This is a genomic window from Azorhizobium oxalatiphilum, assembly GCF_014635325.1.
GTDB classification, from domain to species: domain Bacteria; phylum Pseudomonadota; class Alphaproteobacteria; order Rhizobiales; family Xanthobacteraceae; genus Azorhizobium; species Azorhizobium oxalatiphilum.
In genome coordinates, this window is the sequence record NZ_BMCT01000001.1 from 220,146 (window position 1) to 240,963 (window position 20,818).

At 67.7% G+C, this 20,818-nt stretch carries 19 protein-coding genes; 12 read left to right on the plus strand and 7 right to left on the minus strand.

Going from position 1 to position 20,818, the window contains the following annotated elements; translation table 11 throughout:
* Positions 1–241: 241 nt before the first annotated feature.
* Positions 242–952, plus strand: a complete 711-nt coding sequence (locus tag IEW24_RS01070) for a L,D-transpeptidase (protein WP_188574596.1) — start codon at positions 242–244, stop codon at positions 950–952.
* A 204-nt stretch (positions 953–1,156) separates the two neighbouring features.
* Complete coding sequence (locus IEW24_RS01075; protein ID WP_188574598.1) at positions 1,157–1,525, plus strand: Crp/Fnr family transcriptional regulator; 369 nt, start codon at positions 1,157–1,159, stop codon at positions 1,523–1,525.
* Positions 1,526–1,728: 203 nt separating this feature from the next.
* Here IEW24_RS01075 and IEW24_RS01080 read toward each other — a convergent pair whose 3' ends face one another.
* A complete protein-coding gene (locus IEW24_RS01080; protein WP_188574600.1) occupies positions 1,729–2,322 on the minus strand; it encodes a hypothetical protein in 594 nt (197 codons plus the stop codon).
* Between the two features lie 211 nt (positions 2,323–2,533).
* Positions 2,534–2,872, minus strand: coding sequence for a carboxymuconolactone decarboxylase family protein (locus IEW24_RS01085; RefSeq protein WP_188574602.1), 339 nt, complete (start codon positions 2,870–2,872; stop codon positions 2,534–2,536).
* Between the two features lie 425 nt (positions 2,873–3,297).
* Between IEW24_RS01085 and IEW24_RS01090 the strand changes: the two genes are divergently transcribed.
* Complete coding sequence (locus tag IEW24_RS01090) at positions 3,298–3,456, plus strand: hypothetical protein (RefSeq protein WP_188574604.1); 159 nt, start codon at positions 3,298–3,300, stop codon at positions 3,454–3,456.
* 18 nt (positions 3,457–3,474) lie between these two features.
* On the opposite strand, the gene IEW24_RS01095 is transcribed toward IEW24_RS01090, so the two are convergent.
* Entirely contained in the window at positions 3,475–4,563 is a 1,089-nt protein-coding gene (locus IEW24_RS01095) for a glycosyltransferase (RefSeq protein ID WP_188574606.1), read from the minus strand.
* Positions 4,564–5,013: 450 nt separating this feature from the next.
* Positions 5,014–5,922 (minus strand): hypothetical protein, encoded by a 909-nt coding sequence (locus IEW24_RS01100; RefSeq protein ID WP_188574609.1) that lies wholly within the window; start codon positions 5,920–5,922, stop codon positions 5,014–5,016.
* Between the two features lie 249 nt (positions 5,923–6,171).
* On the opposite strand from IEW24_RS01100, the gene IEW24_RS01105 reads away from it, so the two are divergent.
* Positions 6,172–9,690 (plus strand): PAS domain-containing hybrid sensor histidine kinase/response regulator, encoded by a 3,519-nt coding sequence (locus tag IEW24_RS01105; RefSeq protein WP_188574612.1) that lies wholly within the window; start codon positions 6,172–6,174, stop codon positions 9,688–9,690.
* A gap of 56 nt (positions 9,691–9,746) precedes the next feature.
* Here IEW24_RS01105 and IEW24_RS01110 read toward each other — a convergent pair whose 3' ends face one another.
* Both IEW24_RS01110 and IEW24_RS01115 read right to left on the minus strand, forming a co-directional pair.
* Positions 9,747–10,274, minus strand: coding sequence for a rhodanese family protein (locus IEW24_RS01110; protein WP_188574614.1), 528 nt, complete (start codon positions 10,272–10,274; stop codon positions 9,747–9,749).
* 4 nt (positions 10,275–10,278) lie between these two features.
* Entirely contained in the window at positions 10,279–10,578 is a 300-nt protein-coding gene (locus IEW24_RS01115; RefSeq protein ID WP_244644071.1) for an ArsR/SmtB family transcription factor, read from the minus strand.
* Positions 10,579–11,028: 450 nt separating this feature from the next.
* Between IEW24_RS01115 and IEW24_RS01120 the strand changes: the two genes are divergently transcribed.
* From IEW24_RS01120 to IEW24_RS01150, 7 genes are all read left to right on the plus strand, one after another.
* Positions 11,029–11,265, plus strand: a complete 237-nt coding sequence (locus tag IEW24_RS01120) for a hypothetical protein (RefSeq protein WP_188574618.1) — start codon at positions 11,029–11,031, stop codon at positions 11,263–11,265.
* Positions 11,266–11,675: 410 nt separating this feature from the next.
* Positions 11,676–12,536: a CPBP family intramembrane glutamic endopeptidase gene (locus IEW24_RS01125; RefSeq protein WP_188574620.1), complete on the plus strand. Its 861-nt coding sequence runs from the start codon at positions 11,676–11,678 to the stop codon at positions 12,534–12,536.
* Between the two features lie 90 nt (positions 12,537–12,626).
* A complete protein-coding gene (gene ubiE, locus IEW24_RS01130; RefSeq protein ID WP_188574621.1) occupies positions 12,627–13,397 on the plus strand; it encodes a bifunctional demethylmenaquinone methyltransferase/2-methoxy-6-polyprenyl-1,4-benzoquinol methylase UbiE in 771 nt (256 codons plus the stop codon).
* 91 nt (positions 13,398–13,488) lie between these two features.
* A complete protein-coding gene (gene ubiB, locus IEW24_RS01135; protein WP_244644073.1) occupies positions 13,489–15,057 on the plus strand; it encodes a 2-polyprenylphenol 6-hydroxylase in 1,569 nt (522 codons plus the stop codon).
* Between the two features lie 311 nt (positions 15,058–15,368).
* Positions 15,369–16,499 carry a L,D-transpeptidase family protein gene (locus tag IEW24_RS01140; protein ID WP_188574624.1) on the plus strand — a complete coding sequence of 377 codons (1,131 nt, stop codon included), beginning with the start codon at positions 15,369–15,371 and terminating at the stop codon, positions 16,497–16,499.
* Complete coding sequence (locus IEW24_RS01145; protein WP_188574626.1) at positions 16,496–17,932, plus strand: extensin-like domain-containing protein; 1,437 nt, start codon at positions 16,496–16,498, stop codon at positions 17,930–17,932. Before IEW24_RS01140 ends, IEW24_RS01145 begins: the two co-directional genes overlap by 4 nt.
* Positions 17,933–18,138: 206 nt before the next feature.
* Positions 18,139–18,807, plus strand: a complete 669-nt coding sequence (locus IEW24_RS01150; protein ID WP_210324109.1) for a hypothetical protein — start codon at positions 18,139–18,141, stop codon at positions 18,805–18,807.
* A 13-nt stretch (positions 18,808–18,820) separates the two neighbouring features.
* Here IEW24_RS01150 and IEW24_RS01155 read toward each other — a convergent pair whose 3' ends face one another.
* Entirely contained in the window at positions 18,821–19,756 is a 936-nt protein-coding gene (locus IEW24_RS01155) for an AraC family transcriptional regulator (protein WP_188574628.1), read from the minus strand.
* Positions 19,757–19,891: 135 nt separating this feature from the next.
* Here IEW24_RS01155 and IEW24_RS01160 point away from each other — a divergent pair, with 135 nt between their 5' ends.
* Positions 19,892–20,752 carry an SDR family oxidoreductase gene (locus IEW24_RS01160; RefSeq protein WP_188574629.1) on the plus strand — a complete coding sequence of 287 codons (861 nt, stop codon included), beginning with the start codon at positions 19,892–19,894 and terminating at the stop codon, positions 20,750–20,752.
* Positions 20,753–20,818: the final 66 nt, after the last annotated feature.

Here is a 20,818-nt window from a genome sequence, read left to right on the forward strand (position 1 = left end):
CGCCGCGTGAGGCGCTGCGGGCATCTGTGCCCTCTCCACGGGTCAGGACCGGGCTTGGCGATGCATCGCTGCATCAGTGCCGCATTTGAATGCTGATTGGCCCCCGGCGGAGCTAAACCGGAGCTTGCCAGCCGCTGTCACTGGCGGCACTCTCCGCCGGGAAATCGGCGTGCATCAATTGGCTTGGCATCAGGTCCGCGGCAAGCGTGATCGTGCCGGGCGGCAGGATAAGGGAAGTCTCATGATCATCGACCGTCGCACTGCCGCTGCCGGCACCTGCAACGAGACCGCTCCGGCCGGCCGCCGGGAGCAGGGGCTGAGCCGCCGGTCGTTCCTGGCCGCTTCCGCCGCCAGCCTCGGCGCGCTGGGCCTCGCCGGCTGCGGGACCACCGAATACATGAGCCTCGCCGAGGCGCAGAAGGTCTATGGCCCGGTGCCGACGGAGAAATTCCCGATCCCGGCGGCGGATGTCTCGAAGGTCAATCCGAAGTATTTCCGCGCCACCGTGGCCTATGAGACCAAGGAGCCGGTCGGCACCATCATCGTCGATCCCTCGAACTATTACGTCTACCGCGTCGAGGAAGACGGCAAGGCCACGCGCTACGGCGCCAATGTGGGCCGCGACGGCTTCCGCTGGCACGGCGATGCCTATGTGGGCCGCAAGGGCGAGTGGGCGGTGTGGACGCCGCCCAAGGAGATGATCAAGCGCCAGCCGGAAGCGGCCAAATGGGCGGGCGGCATGCCCGGCGGCCTTGAGAACCCGCTCGGCGCGCGCACGCTCTATCTCTACCAGAACGGCCAGTACACGCTGTACACGATCTATGCCTCGAGCGATCCGGAGTCGATCGGCTCGGGCGTTACCAGCGGCTGCGTGGGCCTGCTGAGCCAGGACATGATCGAGCTGTACGACAAGACCCCGGTGAAGACCAAGGTGGTCGTGCTGCCGGCGTGAGGCTGAGGAGCCCCGGCGCTTCATGGAGGCGACGGGGCATTGCCTGTCACGCAGGAGCCGGATCGGATCTCCGGCCGCGCGCCCATCCTGCCGGGAACTGACAGGATGCTCAGCCTTTCGGGGGGCTCCATCCTTCAGCGGTGCCATTGTCACGTAATTGACATGAGCGCATGATGGCGAGGTCAATCCCCATGGGGAGGGCTGATGATGAACGCCATCGACATGAGCGTGTTCGCGCGCAGTGCGGGTACGAACGTGACATTTCCCGCTGGTGCAACGATCTTCAGACAAGATGATCTGCCTGACAATATGTACGTAGTACAGTCGGGCACCATCGAGATGATCATAAATGGCAAGGTGGTTGACCTTTGTGGCCCCAAGGAAGCCTTTGGCTTCCTGTCGGTTATTGACGGTGAACCGAGGACTGCCACGGCCCGTGCGCGCGAGGCGAGCGAGGTTTCGGTCATCGATCCTCAGCGGTTCCGCTTCATGGTCAGCGAGATTCCGCATTTCGCCGAATACATCATGTCGGCGATGGCGCATCGCATCAGGGGCATGAAGGAAGCCATCTGAGCTTCGCCGCCGGGACTGGCGGCCGGGACGATGTACCCGGCTGGCCAACACCCGCTGCGCCACCTTGCAGCGCTTCAGGCGCATGCCCGGACTATTGAAACGCCCCCTCCCGACGCCGCCCTGCCTGTTTTCAGCCGGGGCCCCCGGTGCGGCAACGTCGCTGCTCCACCGGGGGAAATCGTCACAACGGGTGAGCGTCTGGCTCACTCGGTCGTGCAGACGATGCCTGTGCCGGGCGCCACCGTCACGTTGAGGACGTACTGGTCGCCTTTCTTGTTCAGGGCGAGGGGCGCGCGGATAACGGGCTTTTCGCCGCTATGCCACGTTCCGGTCAAGCAACGCGCTTCCGACTCTGATTTGAACAATTGCGAGTCGTAGGAAATATCGACTTCATCCCGTTTCTTGCCGTCTATTGTGACGTAGAAATCGAGCGCTGTTCTGCTGGATTGGTTTTGGCTGGATGACGTGCTGCACCCATCCCAGAATCCGCATGCTTCCGTATAGAATGTTTTGGATTCATTTTTACGAAGCTGTACAGGCTTTCCGATCTCCTTAAGCATCCACCTGTGCGTGGCATTAGGGCGGACGGAAATCTCCACCACGGCATCCCATTTGCTGGTGAGTGTTATAAAGTAGCCTTGCCCGGCACTGGCTGCACTTGCACCCAGGACCGATGCTGTCGCACCCACGAGTGCAGCGACGATAGAGCTCCTGAAAACGCCCATAACAATCCCCGTACGAACAAATCGAAGCGCCAACATCTGTGCGCCGGGGAGGAGAATGACACCTCCCGACATTATGTTCTACGGCTGTTGTGACGGCGTTGATCTGCGGGAGTGCTGGCGTTGCTGGGTCGCATCACCCCTTTCCCACGCCCATTCCCCGCGAGAGAATGTCTTGGAGCGTTCTGTATTTCCATGAAACACGGAAACGCTCCAAGGCAATTGATGGAGCACGGATGGTGGCCGTTTCAGGCCATTTCGGGGAGGGTGGGCAACGTATCGAAGGTTAGGGCTTCTTTGCGGCGTCGAACGCCTCCAGGGCACGCGTCGAATACACGAGCGCAGCGCCGGCGTTCATGGCGACGGCGACGCCGAGCGCCTCCGCGACCTCTTCCTTTGTCGCCCCCTCCTTGACCGCTTCATTGGCGTGGACCGAGATGCATCCGTCGCACCGTGTCGTCACCGCGACCGCAAGTGAGATGAGCTGGCGTGTCTTGGCATCGAGATGCCCGGTCTTCGCGCCCGCTGCGCTGGCTGTCAGGTAGCCTTCGACCGTTCCGGGAGACAGCTTCTGAAGTTCGCCGACATTGGCCAGGAGATGTTCGCGGTTCGCATTCCAATCCATTGCATTTCCCCCTTCGATTTTTGTCGTTATTCAGGCCTCGACCGATGGTGCTGCCGGGCGCCGACGGCGCGTGCGATGCCGCCAAAGTGTGAGCCCCTGCACAAGGATTTTGCGACGGCAGAAGGGCTCGCCGGGCAACACCGCGTCCATCATCACACCGCGGACCGGCACCGACAATAGTCGCCGGGATGGATGGACGTTGTTTCCATCGCGCCCGGTTTGCTCTGCCTTCGGTCACGTCCGGAATGTCCGGTTGCCACCCGTTGCGGGCAGCGGGCGCGCAGCCAGCGAACGTCTGCATGGGGGTATCTGCACGCCTTGCGCATCACCCCCATCCCCCGCTAGCCTCCCTCCATCTCCCCTCCGCCCCAAGGCGCAAGAACGAGCACAAGAAAATGCCCAAGCTGTCGGACCTGGAGGTCGTCATGCTCGATGATACGCAGAAGGCGGAATTCAGCGGGTATGCGGGCTTCGGCTTCTATCTGGTGGACCGTGAGCACAACGTCTACGCCGGCCCGTTCCGGTCCCGCGCGGCCGCCAATTATCATCTGGACGAACTCTGGGAGCAGCGCCGCACCGGCTGAGCCGAGGCCATCCGGCCCTCAGGTCTCCCGCCGCAGCAGCGTCCGCCAGCTCATCGCGAAGCGCTCGAACGACATTGCGTCCGCATGCGCGTGCAGCCGCGCCAGACGGCGGTTCTTCTCGTCTCCGGACATGCGGACCAGTTGCCGCATGGCGCTGCTGATCTGCGGCACGGAGCGGGGATTGACCATCAGCGCGCCGTCATTCACCGCCTCCACCAGCGCGCCCTCGTTGCTGACGATGGGCACCAGCCCGTTGGTGGCCGCCTCCAGCGCGGGCAGGCCGAAGCCTTCCAGCAGGCTGGGCAGGACGAAGCCGCAGGCGTTGCGATACATCCAGCGGACCTCGCTGTCCTTCAGATAGCCGAGCCAGCGCACGCCCGGCGTGTCGGCAATCAGCGTCTCCAGAGCCGCCGAGCCATAGCCGCGTGGCCCGCAGATCAGGTAGTCCACCCCCTCATCGACGAGCCCCGACTGCACATAGGCTTCGATGCTCCGCTCGAAATTCTTGCGCCGCTCCAGCGCCCCCACCGTGAGGAGGAAGGGACGGGCGACCGCCTCCGGCCGCTCCACCAGCCCATCGGTGGAGGCGGCGCGCGTATAGAGGGGGATCACGTCCAGAAACCGGAAGTCGCTGCCGAACAGGGAGGTGAACTGGTCGCGCGAAAAGGCGCTGACGAGGACGATGCCGGGCCGCGCCTGCGCGATCCGGCTATAGGCCGCCTGATAGAGCTGCACCGTGCGCCGGTCGAACAGCGCGGGCATGGTCAGCGGGCCGACGTCGTGGCACAGCACGATGTCGCGGGGCGACACGCCCGAGAACAGGACATAGAGCGGGTCGAGGAACAGAACCCGGCCGCGCCGGGGGGAGGGCGTCCCGCGTCCGAGCGGGAGGCCGGCGGCGCGCAGCTTCAGCTCCGCCAGCATGGCCTTCGCGAGGCATTTGCGGATCAGGCCACTGGGCTCGCCGGACAGGCGAAAGCGCCAGAACCTCTTGCTGCCCACGAAGTCGGCGCTGGCGGCCACCAGATCGCGGCACGCATAATAGGCTCCCGTGCGGTTGATCAGCGCCAGAGAGAAGTCGGCGATAAGGGCGCGATCAGGGTTCATGTGCTCCCGTCCCGGAAAGAGAGGGAAGCCGCGGCGGCATGCCCGGCCTCGTCTGCGGAGCAGGGTCGCGCGCTCCTGCATGCTGACGGAAGATGCCGTCCCGGCGCGGGGCCACCGCCGTTTTGACAGCTGGCTTTGTTGCAGTGCGGTCGGCGGCGTTGGCCTATCCGTTTTACTTAAGACCATACCGCTCTTGAGCTGCCCGCCGTGGTCGGTGGCCGGCTATACTGCGCGCCGGCTTCGGGGGGCGGCCTAGGTCGGATCGACATTCAAAACACAACGCCAATGCAGCAATAGACCGTCATGGCCGGGCTTGTCCCGGCCATCCACGCCGGGCCGACGGTGCTGACCTCTAAAGACTGATCCCAGCGGAACCGCGTGGATGCCCGGGACAAGCCCGGGCATGACGGTGTTCTGTTGAAAAACGAGCCCGTTGAATGTCGATCCCTCCTACCACCTGATGGTCGGCTCCGTGGTGCCGTCGGGCATCTGCCAGCGGCGGAAGGTCTGGCGGCCGGATGCCGGTCTGTCGGGTGCCCATTGCGGGTTCGGCACATCCACCTGCCGCATGCCGGCCGCCTCCGGCGTCCAGTCGGGCGCGTCCATCCAGAGCCGGAGGCCGGGTGTGTCCGTCCCGTTCCCGCGCAGCGCGAAGCGGCGGGCGGCGGCCAGTTCGCTGAGCCGGTCGCGCAGCGCATCCGGGGCATAGACCGCTACCCGGAGCAGAAAGCGCGGTGTGGGATCGGAAGGCGTGACGGGCGCCGAGCCCGGCAGGTTGGGATCGAACCGGGGCGAGCGCGAGAGGTCCGTCAGCGAGAGTTGCAGCCTGTTGCCCGAGACGCTGGTGAGCGTGGCATAGACCTTCCGGTTGTTGGTGGAATTGCTGTCCATCTCATCGCCGGGGCGGAACAGGGTTTCCGCCTGCCAGCCTGCTTTCAGCAACTGGTCCGTCAGCGCGAGCGCCCGCCGGTCGGCCTCCGGGAAGGGGAGGGGCTGGTCGTACAAAGTGGTGTCGAAATCCGCCACCACGCCCGCGCTCTGCCCGACCATGAGGATGCGCCCCGGCGGCAGATCGAAGCTGGCCGCCACATCCTCGAACCGCACCGCCACCCAGACATCGGTGAAGAAGAGCGTGCTGTCGTCGCGGTGCCTGTCCACGGCGATCGTATAGGCCCGTGGCCCGCCCGGCCCTTCCTTCAGCTCATTGGCCGTCATGAAGGTGCCCACCGTCTCGCCCAGCCGCAGGCGGATGGGGCGCGCGGTGCCCGTGGCGGGGTCGGAGGGCAGGGCCTGATAGACGCCGGCCCCCGCCAGCACGGCGGCGGCGAGGGCGAGGCCGAGCCATGTGCGTCTCTTCATGCGGGGCAGGGGGCTGTGCGGGCCGGGTGTCGCCCGTCTGCGCGGAAGCTCAAGGGTCCGTCCGTCTCCGTTTCCGAAACCTTCGTTCTCCGGGCGATCCGGCCGGTCAGCCGGGATTGCCCGGAATGGTGCGTCCGACTGTATAGTTAGGTGCTGCGTGCGCCCGAGGCCAGTCCGAGGGGGGGCGCGGCAATATCCGCCAACAGACCGGCCACGGCACGGCCGGCACCAGAGCGGGACGGGAGGGACATGCTTCAGGCCTGGGTCGTCGTCATTCTGGCGTTCGCCTATATCGGCAGCCTGTTCGCGGTGGCGAGCTTCGGCGACCGCTGGTCGCCCGGCCGTGTGCTGGCCACCTCCCGGCCCTTCATCTATGCCCTGTCGCTGGCGGTCTACTGCACGTCCTGGACCTTCTACGGCTCGGTGGGCCTTGCCACCGCGCAGGGCTATGACTTCCTGACCATCTATGTCGGCCCGGTGCTGGTGATCGCAATTGGCACGCCGGTACTGCTGCGGGTGGTGCGGCTCGCCAAGGCCCACAACATCACCTCCATCGCCGATTTCATCGCCGCCCGCTATGGCAAGAACCAGGGCATCGCCGCGCTGGTGGCTCTCGTGGCGGTGGTCGGCGCCATCCCCTACATCTCGCTGCAACTCAAGGCGGTGGCCGCCTCGCTGGTGGCGGTGATCGGGCATCTCACCGGCAATGAGACGGTGGGGCCGGTGGTGGGTGATCTGGCCCTGTTCGTGGCCTTCGCCATGGCGGTGTTCGCCATATTGTTCGGCACCCGCCACACCGACGCCACCGAGCATCAGGAGGGCCTGATGCTGGCGGTGGCGACCGAGTCCCTCGTCAAGCTCATTGCCTTCCTCGCGGTGGGCGGGCTCGTCACCTTCGTCATCTTCAACGGTCCCGGCGATCTGTGGCGGGCGGCGGTGGCGGGGGGCGTGGCGACGCCCTTCCAGCACGGCGTCTCGCTTGAGAACTGGATCACCATGACGGTGCTGTCGGCGGGGGCCTTCGTGCTGCTGCCGCGCCAATTCCATGTGGCGGTGGTGGAGAACAAGAGCGAGGCCGAGATCCGCCGCGCCCGCTGGCTGTTCCCGCTCTATCTGGTGCTCATCAATCTGTTCGTGGTGCCCATCGCGCTCGCCGGCATGACGCTGTTCCGGGGCGGGGGCGTGGACAGCGACGTCTATGTGCTCGCCGTGCCGCTGGCCTCCGGCTACGAGGGCTTCGCGGTGCTGGCCTTCATCGGCGGCCTGTCCGCCGCCACCGCCATGGTGATCGTGGAATCGGTGGCCCTCGCCATCATGATCTCCAACGATCTGGTGGTGCCGGTGCTGCTGCGCCGCCGGGCGCGACGGGCCAACAGGGAGGGCGGCGGCGGGGAAAGCCTGTCCGCCCACGACATGTCGGAGACGCTGCTGCTGGTGCGGCGCGCCGCCATCTTCGCCATCATGTTCCTCGCCTATCTCTATTACCGCACCACGGGCGAGGTGCAGCTGGCGCAGATCGGCCTGCTGTCCTTTGCCGCCATCGCGCAGGTGGGGCCGGCCTTTGCCGCCGGCCTCATGTGGCAGCGGGCCACCGCGCGGGGAGCCATGGTGGGCATCCTCATCGGGGTGGGCATGTGGGCCTACACGCTGCTGCTGCCGAATCTGGCCGATGCCGGGCTCGTGCCGCGCGCCATCGTGCTGGAGGGGCCGTTCGGCCTCGGCTGGCTGCGCCCGACCGCGCTGCTGGGGCTGGAGGCGACGCCGCTGGCCCACGGCGTGGCGTGGAGCCTCGCGCTCAATACGCTCAGCCTCATCATCGTGTCCTTCCTCACCCGGCCCAGCGACATCGAGCGGGTGCAGGCGGGGCTGTTCGTGCCCGGCGGGCAGGCCATGGTGCGCCCGCCCTTCCGTCGCTGGCGCTCGGCGGTGGGCACGGAAGAGCTGATCGCCACCGTCGCCCGCTATCTGGGACAGGAGCGCACCCGCTCGGCCTTCGACACCTTCGCCCGCGACAATGGCATCCGGCTCGATCCGCTGCGCGAGGCCGACGCCCATCTGGTGCGCTTCGCCGAGCATCTGCTCGCCTCCGCCATCGGGGCTGCCTCCTCGCGCCTCGTGCTGTCGCTGCTGCTGCGCAAGCGCACCGTCTCCACCAAGGCGGCGCTGCAATTGCTGGACGATGCCTCCGCCGCCATCCAGTACAATCGCGAGCTGCTGCAGAACGCCATCGACCATGTGGGGCAGGGGATCGCGGTGTTCGATCGCGAGGCCCGCCTCGTATGCTGGAACCGCGGCTTCGGCGCCATGCTGGACCTGCCGCCGGACTGCTACGCCATCGGCATTCCGCTCGCCGACATCCTCGCCAACGCCCCGCCGGACGGCGAGATGCCGCAGGCCGGCGCGCGCCTTGCCCGCTATGCCGCCGCCACCGGCGCGGTGCTGGAGCGCCTGAGCCAGCGCGGCGCCGTCATCGAGGTGCGCTCCGACCCCATGCCGGACGGCGGCACGGTGGTGACATATACGGACATCACCGCCTCGGTGGAGGCGGAGACCGCGCTGGAACGGGCCAACGAGACGCTGGAGCGCCGCGTGCGCGAGCGCACCGAGGAGCTGGAGCGGCTCAACGGCGCGCTGGAGAAGGCCAAGGGCGAGGCGGAGGAGGCCAACATCTCCAAGACGCGGTTCCTCGCCGCCGCCAGCCACGATATTCTCCAGCCGCTCAACGCCGCCCGCCTCTATGTGACCAGCCTTGTTGAGCGGGCACGGGGAGCGGATGCGGAGAAGCTCGCCGGCAATATCGATGCCTCGCTGGAGGCGGTGGAGGAAATCCTCGTCGCGCTGCTCGACATCTCGCGCCTCGACAGCGGCACGCTGAAGCCGGAGATCTCGCCCTTCCGGCTGGACGAGGTCCTGAAGCAGCTGCAGCTGGAATTCACCCCGCTGGCGCAGGAGAAGGGCATCGACCTGACCTTCGTGCCCTGCTCGCTCTCCGTGCGCTCCGACCGCCGCCTGCTGCGCCGCCTGTTGCAGAACCTCATTTCCAACGCGGTGAAATATACGCCCAGGGGGCGCGTGCTGGTGGGCTGCCGCCGCCGCCGGGGGCGCCTCGTGGTGGAGGTGATCGACACCGGGCTGGGCATTCCCCGTTCCAAGCAGAAGCTGGTGTTCCAGGAGTTCCAGCGCCTCGACCAGGGCGCGCGGGAGGCGCGCGGGCTCGGCCTCGGCCTGTCCATCGTGGAGCGGATCGGCCGGGTGCTGGATCATCCGGTGAGCCTGCGCTCGGCCTCGGGCAAGGGCACGGTGTTCGCGGTGACGCTGCCGGTGGCGGTGCCGCTGCCGGAGGAAAGGCTGGAGCTGCCGCCGCCGCCGCGCGGCGTGGCGCAGCTCTCGGGGCTCACCGTGCTGGCCATCGACAACGAGCCGGCCATTCTGGACGGCATGGAGCTGCTGCTCACCGGCTGGGGTTGCCACGTGGTCAAGGCGCCGGATGTGGCCGGTGCGCTGGAGGCGGTGCGCCTCGCCCGCGCCCAGCCGGATGTGGTGCTGGTGGATTATCACCTCGACGAGGGCACCGGCATCGAGGCGGTGGCGGCGCTGCGCTGGCAATTGGGGCGCCTGCCGGCGGGCCTGATCACCGCCGATCGCACCCGCAGGGTGCGCGAGGCGGCGCGGGAGGCGGATATGGCGGTGCTGCACAAGCCACTGAAGCCCGCCGCCCTGCGCGCGCTGCTGGCGCAGGCCCGCGTGGCGGGGAAGGCGGCGGAGTAGGGGCTGTGTTCAGCCTGCCCGGGCTTGGTCGTTTGATGGCGGAAGGCGAATGGGCCTCAGACAAGCGCGCGCCGGTTCCAGGGCAAGATCCGAAGTAGGCTCGCCATGCCGCACCAGCCGGTCGTTCCTGCGAAGATCAGCCCGGCACCGACAAAGGCCGACAGACCGAAGAAGGCCGGAGCGACCAGAAGCCCCAGAACCACGCCCAGCAACACCAGAGCGCCCGCCGTGATCTGCACTTGCCGCATGATCTCTAGGGGCTGAGAGCGGTCCGTGACCGTAGGACGGCCCGCGCCGCGCCACGCATCAATCCCGCCATCGAGAATGAAGGCCGTCGCAGATCCCGCCGCCGCAGCAGCCGCAGCGAGCTTCCCGGAATTGGTCGAGGTTCGCATGCCGGAGCGACAATGGAAGATGATCGGCCGATCGTCGGGCGGCAGATCGCCCAGACGCTCGAGCGGCAGGTTGAGCGCACCGGATATATGCTCCCTGCCGTATTCATCGGCATTGCGAATGTCGATGAGACGAGCACCGGCGTCGATGGCACGCCGGGCATCGTCGGGAGAGATGAGCTTCAACGTCATCGCATCAATCCTTGCAGTAGAGGCGATAGAGGGTGGCGAGCAGCGCCTCGACGCGCGGATCGGCGATCGCATACCAGAGCGTCTGGCCCGTGCGCCGGAACGTCACCAGGCCTTCGTCGCGCATCTTGGCGAGGTGCTGCGAGCAGGCTGACTGCGAGAGGCCAACGTCCTGTGCGAGGTCCGTCACCGTCACCTCGCCGTGCTCCACCAGCTTGCAAAGCAACATCAGCCGCCGGGTGTTGCCGATCGCCTTCAGCGTGTTGGCGACCTGTCCAGCCTTCGCCTCGAAGGTCGCGGGATCCATCTGCGGTTTCGGCATCGTCGCTCGCATATTAAGCTTTACTAATTTAGTATCTTCTAATGTTTCGTCAAGGCACGTTGAAGGGACGCTCTTGATCACCCTTTCACCGAAGCTCTTCAGCGCCGCCGAAACCACGCATCGTGTCGAAACGCGCGCGGTGTCGGCCCACCGCCGGCTTGATCGTGGCCGTGGGAAGGCGCGCGCCTGCCGGCCGCCTTACCGAAAGGTTAAACCACGGGCGGCAACCCGGACTGTGGCCCGCAATCCACATCCCTTTCCGGCCTCTGGATGATCCCTGTTCTTCCCCCTCGCCGCCGCAATCGCGCCCGGATCGGCTGTTCTTCTTGGGGTCATGCCGGGGGCGAAAAGGTCTCCACCGCTTCGCTGCTCCGGCATCAAGAACAACCATCGTCTAAACTATGGTTAACGCTTTATTAACCTTGCGGGGATGCCATGACGATCACCATCAACATGCCCATCTTTCCGATGCGGAAGGAAATTGAAGCCCGCAAGGCGCGAAAGGCCATGTCTTTTCTGTTCTCCATGCCCGGCACCGGCCGCTCCGACCGCAATCGCTCGCGGGATGCGGAGGGCTATCTCGAGATGGAGATGCTGCCGCTCGAGGAACTGGAAGGCGTGCGCCGGCCCAAGTCCAAGGCCAAGACGCCGAACGGCCGCAAGACCTCCTGAGCCGAATTTTCTGAGTTCAAACACCCCGGGCACCGCCTCCGAGGCGGCGCTCTCCCGGCGCGGCCTCGGGGACGGAGGCGCGCCTGCCCGCCGGGCGTATCCCGGCCGGTACTTGAAGCTTGGCCTGTGCCGCAGCGTGCGTGCCGCCATATGCGTCCATCCGATATTGACTCCACATCGGATTGTGACGTCTAATTTCCTCAACCCTTGAGTATTGGCGGCCGCAGCCGGGGGGCGAATGCGGCCAGCGTCAAAGGCGGAACCGTCCCGGTTTGCCGCCGCGTGTTGACGCGTGCTCTCGCCCTGCACGATCCGGTTTGGGATGTCGCCCGGTCACGCCGGCTGAGGCGATCCCATGCCTGTGGCTGCAACGCTTCCGTAGGGTGCGCGGGGGAGAGGCGGGCGACAGCATGAGCCTGAGCGACGTCATCGTGGCGGGACCGCTGCCGCGCCGGTCTTTCTTCCGGCGCGGGCCGTGGCATGCGCTCGCGGCGCTGGTGGGCTGGGTGGCCGCCATCGCATGCGCGTCCTTGATCCTGTCAGGCATCCTCATCACCGGCTCCTTCTTTCTGGTGGGGATGGGGATGGGGCTGCGCGTGGTCGAGGATGTCCCCGCCGGCCTCATCGATCTCTATGCGCCCGAACACAGTGCGGCGCTGGTCTGGTGCGTCCTCCTGGCTCTCACCTTCCAATGGCTGGCCATGCTGCGGGTCGGCCTGCGCCTCGCCCGCGTGAGCGGGTATGGCAACACGGCAGAGGGGGCGGGCAACCGGCCGCTCCGGCACCCGCTGGCGATGGTTGCCCTTGCCGTCGGCATGTGCGCGGTGGCGGCGGCGTGGACGTCAGGCGGGTGGACAGGGGACGTCACCCCCCGGCTGCCCGCGCTGCTACGATTGGTGGATGACACGCGCGGCGTGGCGGATCTGGGCTTCGGCTGGCATTGGCACCTGGCCGAAATCGTGCTGATCCTTGAGATCGTGCTTCTGGCTCCGGTGGCTGAGGAGCTGTTCTTTCGCGGCTGGATCTGGACTGAACTCAGCCGCAAGTGGTCCGCGCCCGGCGTCATGCTCGCGACAGCGTTACCCTTCCTGCTGCTGCATGGCGTGACGGACGTGGGGCGTGTGCTGGTTTTACTGCCCGTGACGGCGCTGCTGACGCTGGCCCGGCATTTCGGAGGCGGCATACGCGCCTCCCTGCTCTGCCATGTCTTCTACAACGCCGGGGTGTGCGCGGCCGTTCTGGTTCTGTGGGATCCTATGGGCACCCCCTGAACCACCCCATCCACCCCCCTGCCACCCCGCCGCGTGGCATCCTGCGCCGTGATCCGGTAAGGTCGCGCCGAAACGACGCCGGGACCCCACATGGAACGCTCTGAAACCACCGCAGCCGAAACCCATTTCGGCTATCGCACCGTCCCGCTGGACGAGAAGCAGACGCTGGTGGACGACGTCTTCCACAAGGTCGCCAAGCGCTACGACATCATGAACGACTTCATGTCCGGCGGCCTGCACCGGGCGTGGAAGAACCTGCTCATCTCCCGCCTGCGCCCGCCGCAGGGCGATCGCCCCTTCCTGCATCTGGATCTGGCCGGCGGCACCGGCGATGTCGCCTTCCGCTCGGTGAGCGCCGGCGGCACCGGCACCCGCGCCATCGTCGCCGACATCAATACCGAGATGCTGGCGGTGGGCCGCGAGCGGGCCGAGAAGCGGGGCCTTGCCGACCGGGTGGAGTTCCGCGAGGCCAATGCGGAGGAACTGCCCTTCGAGGACGGCATGTTCGATGCCGTCACCATCGCGTTTGGCATCCGCAACGTGCCGCGCATTCCGCTGGCGCTGAAGGAGATGCGCCGGGTGCTGAAGCCGGGCGGCCGCTGCATGGTGCTGGAATTCTCCACGGTCGATGTGCCGCTGCTCGACAAGATCTACGAATTCTATTCCTTCAAGGTCATCCCCAGCATCGGTGCGCGGGTGGCAGGCGATGCCGAGCCCTACCAGTATCTGGTGGAGAGCATCCGCAAGTTCCCCCCGCCGGAGGCGTTCGCGCAGATGATGCGCGATGCCGGCTTCGGCCGCGTCACCGCCACCCCGCTCACCGGCGGCATCGTGGCGCTGCATTCGGGATACCGCATCTGATGGCCGGGGCCGCGCTCCTGGTCGTTCGCTCAATGTCTGTCGCTGACCGCCCCGCCGTCTCGGGCGCCGGGGCGTGTTCGGGAAAACGCTCGTGATCCTCGTTCTCATCGACGCCGCCCGCCTCGCGCGGGCCGGCTATGTGTTTGCCCGCGAGGGCGTGCTCAGCCTCGTGAACCCGGCGCTGGTGCCCCCGCTCGCGCGGCCCGGCCTGCGCATCGCCCGCCTGCTGGCCCGGCCGGATGCCGGCTCGCGTGCCGCGCGCCTCTCTGCCGCGCTCTCCCGCCTCGGGCCCACTTATGTGAAGCTCGGCCAGTTTCTCGCCACCCGCCCCGATGTGGTGGGCGCTTCCGTGGCGCGCGATCTGGAGATCCTGCAGGACCGCATGCCGGCCTTCGGCCATGATCTGGCCGAAGCCACGGTGGCGGATGCCTTCGACCGGCCGGTGAAGGACACCTACAGCTGGTTCGGCCCGCCGGTGGCCGCCGCCTCCATCGCCGAGGTGCACAAGGCCGACGTGACCGAGCGCGACGGCACCACCCGTGCCGTGGCGGTGAAGATCCTGCGCCCCGGCATCGAGCGCCGCTTTGCCGCCGACATCGCCACCTTCCGCCGGGTGGCGACCTTCGTGGAGCAGATCTCCGCCGAGGCGCGGCGCCTGCGCGTGACCACCGTGGTGGAGACGCTGGGCCGCTCCGTCACCATGGAGATGGACCTGCGCCTCGAGGCCGCCGCCTATACGGAGCTGGCCGAGAATGTGAAGGACGATCCGGACGTGCACGTGCCGGCGGTGGACTGGGACCGTTCCGCCCGCGAGGTGCTCACCACCGAGTGGATAGACGGCATCAAGCTCTCCGACCGCGCGGCGCTGGAGGCGGCGGGGCACGATCTGCAGAACCTTGCCCGCATCGTCATGCAGTCCTTCCTGCGCCAGGCCATGCGCGACGGCTTCTTCCATGCCGACATGCACCCCGGCAATCTGTTCGTGGATGCGGATGGCCGCCTCGTGGTGGTGGATTGCGGCATCATGGGGCGCCTCGGCCTCAAGGAGCGGCGCTTCCTGGCCGAGATCCTCTACGGCTTCATCACCCGCAACTGGCGGCGCACGGCGGAGGTGCATTTCGAGGCCGGTTACGTGCCCATGCACCATTCGGTGGACGACTTCGCGCTCGCCATCCGCGCCATCGGCGAGCCGATCCATTCGCGCAGCGCCGAGCAGATCTCCATGGCGCGTCTGCTGACGCTGCTGCTGGAAGTGACCGCGCTGTTCGACATGAAGACGCGGCCCGAGCTGCTGCTGCTGCAGAAGACCATGGTGGTGGTGGAGGGCGTCGCCCGCACCCTTGATCCGCAGCTCAACATGTGGACCACGGCCCGTCCGGTGGTGGAGGACTGGATCGCCCAGAACCTCGGCCCCGTGGGGCGTTTGCAGGAAGTGGGCTCCGGTCTCGGCGAGGTGGGGCGTTTCGTGCATGACGTGCCCATGCTGCTCACCCGCGCCGGCCGCGTGGTGGCGCAACTGGACGATGCCACCCGCAACGGCCTCCAGCTTTCGCCCGAGACGCTGGAAGGCATCGGCCGCGCCGAAGCCCGCCGCGCCTTCTGGGGCAATCTGGCGCTGTGGCTGATCGCCATCGCGCTGCTGATCCTCGCCTTTGATTGAGCGGGTGACTGCCCGCTGACGCGACGCACCCCCTCCCCCCTTGCGGGGGAGGGCCGGGGAGGGGGGTAGTGCCCTCTCCGCATTAGCAACATCAGGGAAGTAGCAGGCGCAACAGACGCAGCCGCGTTACCCCCCTCTCCAACTCTCCCCCGCAAGGGGGGAGAGAGCGCGTTGCGCTTGCGGCGCAGGCAGAGCTCGACGCCACACCTGCCCCATCCCGGCGTCCCCCGGACCTCGCGCCAAGCCTGACCGGAACCAGAGACGGAGCAGATCGTTCTTCTGCTACCGTGTCGTTCCGGAGTTCTGGCACCATGAGCACGTGGGCCACCAAGACTTGCGCCACAAGGGTTTCGCCCGCCGGATATGCGCGCCTTCTGGCTTGCGCGGCCGTGCTGGCGCTTGGCCTCGGCGGCCCTGCGCACGCGTTGACGGCGCAGGACATCAACGCCGCCACCTTCACCCCGCCGCCCCCGCCGGACGCCAAGCCCGAGAAGGGCGCGAAGGCGGGTAAGGACGCCAAGGCGAAGGACAGCAAATCCGAGAAAGCCAAGGCCGCCAAGGCCAAGAAAGACGCCGGCAAGCCCGATGCCCTCACCGCCAAGGTGCAGGTGCTGCTCGCGCGCCGCAGCATCTCGCCGGGCGAGATCGACGGCATGGACGGCGAGAATTATCGCAAGGCGCTGGCCCAGTTTCGCCGCCAGAATAATCTGGGCGAGGGCGACCAGCTGGACGAGCCCACATGGATGGCCCTCGGCGGCCCCGATGCCACCCCCGTGGTGAGCGAATACGAGCTGACGAAGAAGGACGCGGGGCAAAAGTTCCCCAAACGCATCCCGCGCGACTACGCCAAACAGGCGAAGATGAAGAAGCTGGATTACACCGGCGAACGCGAGATGCTGGCCGAGCGCTTCCACATGAGCCCCGGCCTGCTCGCCGCCCTCAATCCGAAGCTCAGCAAGGCCAAGGCCGGTGACAGGCTGTTCGTGGTGAGCGTGGAGCGCAGGAAGCCGGAGATGCCGGTGGAGCGCATCGAGGCGGTGAAAGCCACCGGCATGGTGGTGGTGTATGGCGCGGGGGACGCCATCCTTGCCAGCTATCCTGCCACCATCGGTTCCAGCGAGACGGCGTCACCGCAGGGTGAGCACACGGTCAAGAGGGTGGTGAAGAACCCGACCTATCACTACGACCCGGAAAAGAATTTCCAGCAGGGCAAGAACAAGAAGCGCCTCGTGCTGCCGGCAGGGCCGAACAATCCGGTGGGGACGGTGTGGATCGGCCTCTCCATGCCCACCTTCGGCATCCACGGCACGCCCGAGCCCTCGCAGGTGAGCAAGACCTCATCTCACGGTTGCGTGCGTCTCACCAACTGGGATGCGGAAGAGCTGGCCTCCATGGTGAAGCCGGGCGTGAAGATGCGCTTCGTGGAGCCCTCCGGGACATGAGGGCGCGGCGCGGCCTCGCGCTCGCGGCTGCGGTGCTCGTGGCCGGGGGAGGTTTCCTCGGGGCAGGGGGCGGCCCGCTCAGCATCGCCCCGGCGCAGGCGCAGTCCCTGCCGTGGCCCTTCAACACCCCCGCCAAGCCGCGCCCGAAGAAGCGCGTGCCCGCCGCGCAGAAGCCGGGTGCCGCTCCCGTGCCGGCGCCCGCGCCCGGCCGCATGGCGCAGGACGTGCCTTTGCCGCTGCCCCGCCCGCGCACGCTGGGTGCGGTGGCCGGAGCCGCAGCCGGAACGGCGAAGACGGAGTCCGCAAAAGCCGCCGTGAGCGCGCCCACCCCCATCGCGCCTGTCTCGCCGGCCCGGCCCGATGCGGGCGCACCGGCCGCCAGCAAGGCGGAGGCGGCGAAGCCGAGGGACGGGCAAACGGATGCCCCGAAGGCCGATGCGGCCAAGACGGATTCGGGCAAGACCGAGGCTGGCAAGGCCGATACGGGCAAGACGGATCCGGGCAAGACGGACGCAGGCAAGACGGAGACGGCGAAGACGGATGCCGACACTCCGCCCGCCGCGCCCCTTCCGCCGGCCCGTCCGCCGCGCGATCTGGTGGCCGAAGCGCCCGCCCCGCCGCCCGTGATGGAGGGGGCCTATGCCGCCTGCCTCGCCGAATTCGCCAGGCGCGGCGGCGAGGTGGAGCAGCAGGCGGAGATGCCCGCACCGGAGCCGGAAAAGGTGAGCGCTGCGCAACCGGAACGATCAACCGCTCAGCACGTCTTCGCGAAGGAGACGGATCGCAGTTCGCCCAGCGCCACGGCGGCAAACGTCGCGAAGGAGACGGCGACGGCCGACTTTGCCCCGCCGCCCGAGCCGACCACCCAACCGGAACCCGGATCCGCCGCACAGCCCACCGAAAAGCCCGCCGAGCGGATCGTCGCCAGCCTTCAGGCCAAGGGCCAGCCGGCGGCCTGCGCCATTCCCGGTCCGCTCACCTTCCGGACGATCAACGTGCCGGATGCCCCCGCCGTGACGCTGGAAGGTGCCGTCACCGTGCGCTGTACCATGGCGCTGGAGCTGGCCGGCTGGATCCGCGACGACCTTTCCGCCATCGCGAAGCGCCACGGCAGCACGCTGGCGAAGGTGACGGGTGTCGGCGGCCATGCCTGCCGCCCGCGCAACAATCGCCCCGGCGGGCAGGTGAGCGAGCATGCCAGCGGCAATGCCTTCGATCTGCTGGGCCTGAAGTTCACCGACGGCCGGCTGATCGAATTGTGGAAGGATGATCCGGCGACCAAGGAGATCCGCGAGGAGGTGAAGAAGAGCGCCTGCGCCCGCTTCCACACCGTGCTCGGCCCCGGCGCCGACAGCGCCCATGCCAACCATGTGCACGTGGACCTGCGCGAGCGCCGCAGCGATTTCCGCATGTGCCAGTGGAACGTGAAATAGCCCGCCGCGCTCGCCTTCACGCCTGTCGCCGGCGCTTGCGTGCATTCGCATGCCTGCCATGATGGCGCGCTATAGCGTTTCAGTGTTTCATGGAAACACAGAAACGCTCTAACTCTTTGATAGAGAATGTCTTGCGGCTTGGATTGCGAAGCAATCAAAGCCGGACATGCTCTAGCCTCCGGCATCCCCGTTAAGGATATGGACCCGTGAATGTGACCCCCGATCCTGAACGCCTCGCCATCATCGCCGCCTGCATGGACAGCTACGATGTGGGCGAAGCGGATGCTGAATGGCCGAACAACATCATCTCGCGCTTCGCCGCGGTCCATGGCGACGGCACCATCGCCCGGCAGGGCGAGGCGGTCGCCCATGAGGTGGATGCGGCCGAGGTGGCGTTGTGCGCGGCCCTCGCCATGGAGGCTGCCGGCCTCATGGGCGAAGCCGGCGTCGGCATGGGCTCCGAGGCGGACGATCCCTTCCGCCCCTTCTCCGTGCCCGGTGGGCCGGCCCCGGCCATCGACGAGGCGCTGGTCCGCGCCCGCTTCGGCGGCACGCTGTTTCCGCAGGCCACCCTCACCGTGGAGCCCCTGGCGGAAGACACCGTATGGTGGCGGGAGGTGCTGGCGGACGGGGAGGGCATGGATGACGCCTATTTCGCGCCGTGGCGGGCGATGATGGACTGGTTCCGCCGGAACCCGGCCTTCGTCGCCACAGCCTTCGTGCGCATCGGCGACGCGCAGGCGCTGTACGAACTGCCCGAGGCGGCCTATCCGCCGGGCACGGTCATCACCGGCTGCTGCCTGCCCCGCCTCGCTCTCGGCCTCACACCGAAGGGCAGCCTCACCGGCCTCTTCGGCCATGTGGTGCGCACCTGAAGGCGCCTGCTGATCAGGGCATCAACGGCTCCGCGCTGCGATCCTCCCCCATCTCCGCCCGCGCGCGCACGGCGTCGCGCCTGGGCGAGAGCTGGAACAGGCGGCCGTATTCGCGGGTGAATTGCGATACGCTCTCATAGCCCACCGCGAAGGCGGCCTGGGTGGCCGAATGGCCCTCGTCCAGCATCAGCCGGCGGGCCTCGATGAGCCGCAGGCGCTGCTGGAACTGGCCCGGCGAGAGCGAGGTCATCCGCTTGAAATGCTGGTGGAAGGCGGTGACGCCCATCCCCGCCGCCCGCGCCAGCCGCTCCACCGGCACCCGCTCGCGAAACGCCTCGCGCAGGATGGCGATGGCGGCGGCGAGCCTACTGGCATGGCTCTCGGGGGCGGCGAGCGCGCGCAGCTCCGCGCCGTGGCGGCCGGCCAGCAGCCAGTAGTGCAGCTCCATCATCAGGCCCGGCCGCAGCAGCGGCACCGCCTCCGGCCGCGCCAGCAGTTCCATCAGCCGCGCGGCACAGCCGAGCACATGGGCGTCGGTGTCCTCGGTGAAGACGGTGCGGGCCGCCGCGAGCCGCTGCCCGGGGGCGGCACCGGCCTGCGCGGTCACTTCGCGCAGCAGGCTCATCTCCAGCTCCACCGCGATGGCCATATAGGGCGCCTCCGGGCGCGCCGTCACGATTTGGCCCACCACCGGCAGATCGGCGGACACGATCACCGACTGCCCGGCGGTGACGAGGCGCATCTCGTTGCCGATGGTGAGGCGCTTGGTGCCCTGCAGAATGAGGCAAATGAGCGGCCGGTAGATGGAATGCAGCTCCCCGCGCGGAACCGTGACGTGCATCATGCGCAGGCCCGGCACCGGCGTGAGCGTCAGGCCGTCAGCATTGGCATGGGCTTGCGCGTGCCGGCCCACGGCGGATTTCAGCATGTGGAGGGTATCGTCGCTCATGGCGCTGTTATAGCAGGGCGAGCGTGGCGCATCACCTGTCCTGAAGGATCAGGCAAATATTCCGCAGCGTCAGGCAAGCGGCGCCGGCGGGAGCTGTGGCTGGATGGGGCTCGCCATCCCACAGGAGATATCGCCATGTCCGGCCAGCCCGAATTCCCCCGCCGCTCCCTTCTCGCGGCCGCTGCCACGATCACGGCGGCTGCCGCCACCCTTGGCGCCGCCAGCGCCCAGACCGCCGGTGCCACGCCAGCTCCCGCGCCGAGCGCCAGGGGCAAGGTCGCGCTGGTCACGGGCTCATCACGCGGCATCGGCGCGGCGACCGCCAAGCGCCTCGCCCGCGATGGTTATGCGGTGACGGTGAATTATGTGAAGAGCCGCGATCTCGCGAGCGCCGTGGTGAAGGAGATCGAGGCCGCCGGTGGTCGGGCCATCTCCGTACAGGCGGATGTGGCCGATCCCGCCGCCGTGCGCCGCCTGTTCGAGGAGACCGCGAAGGCCTTCGGCGGTGTTGACGTGGTGGTCAGCAATGCCGGCGTCATGCGCCTCGCGCCGTTCGGCGAGATGTCGGATGCCGACTTCAACCTGATGATGGACGTGAACGTGAAGGGCAGCTTCAACGTGCTGCGCGAGGCCGCCCGTCGGGTGCGCGAGGGCGGGCGCATCTTCACTCTGTCGTCCAGCATCGTGGAGCTGCGCAGTCCCACCTATGGCCCCTACACCGCCAGCAAGGGCGCGCAGGGCTATTATGCCAGCATCCTCGCCAAGGAGCTGGAGGGCAAGATGATCTCGGTGAACGCCATCGCGCCGGGCGTGGTGAACACGCCGCTGTTCACCGATGGCAAGACGCCGCAACAGATCGCCGGCTTTGCCGCCCGCACGCCCATGAAGCGCCTCGGCGAGCCGGCGGACATCGCCGGCGTCATCGCCACCTTGTGCGCGCAGGATGGCGGCTGGATCAACGGCCAGACGGTGTTCGCCAACGGTGGCATCGTGTGAGGCGAGGGGCGGGGCGCGCCGGGGAGGCTGGCGCGGCCCTTGCCTGCTGCGACATCTGCGGTTCCT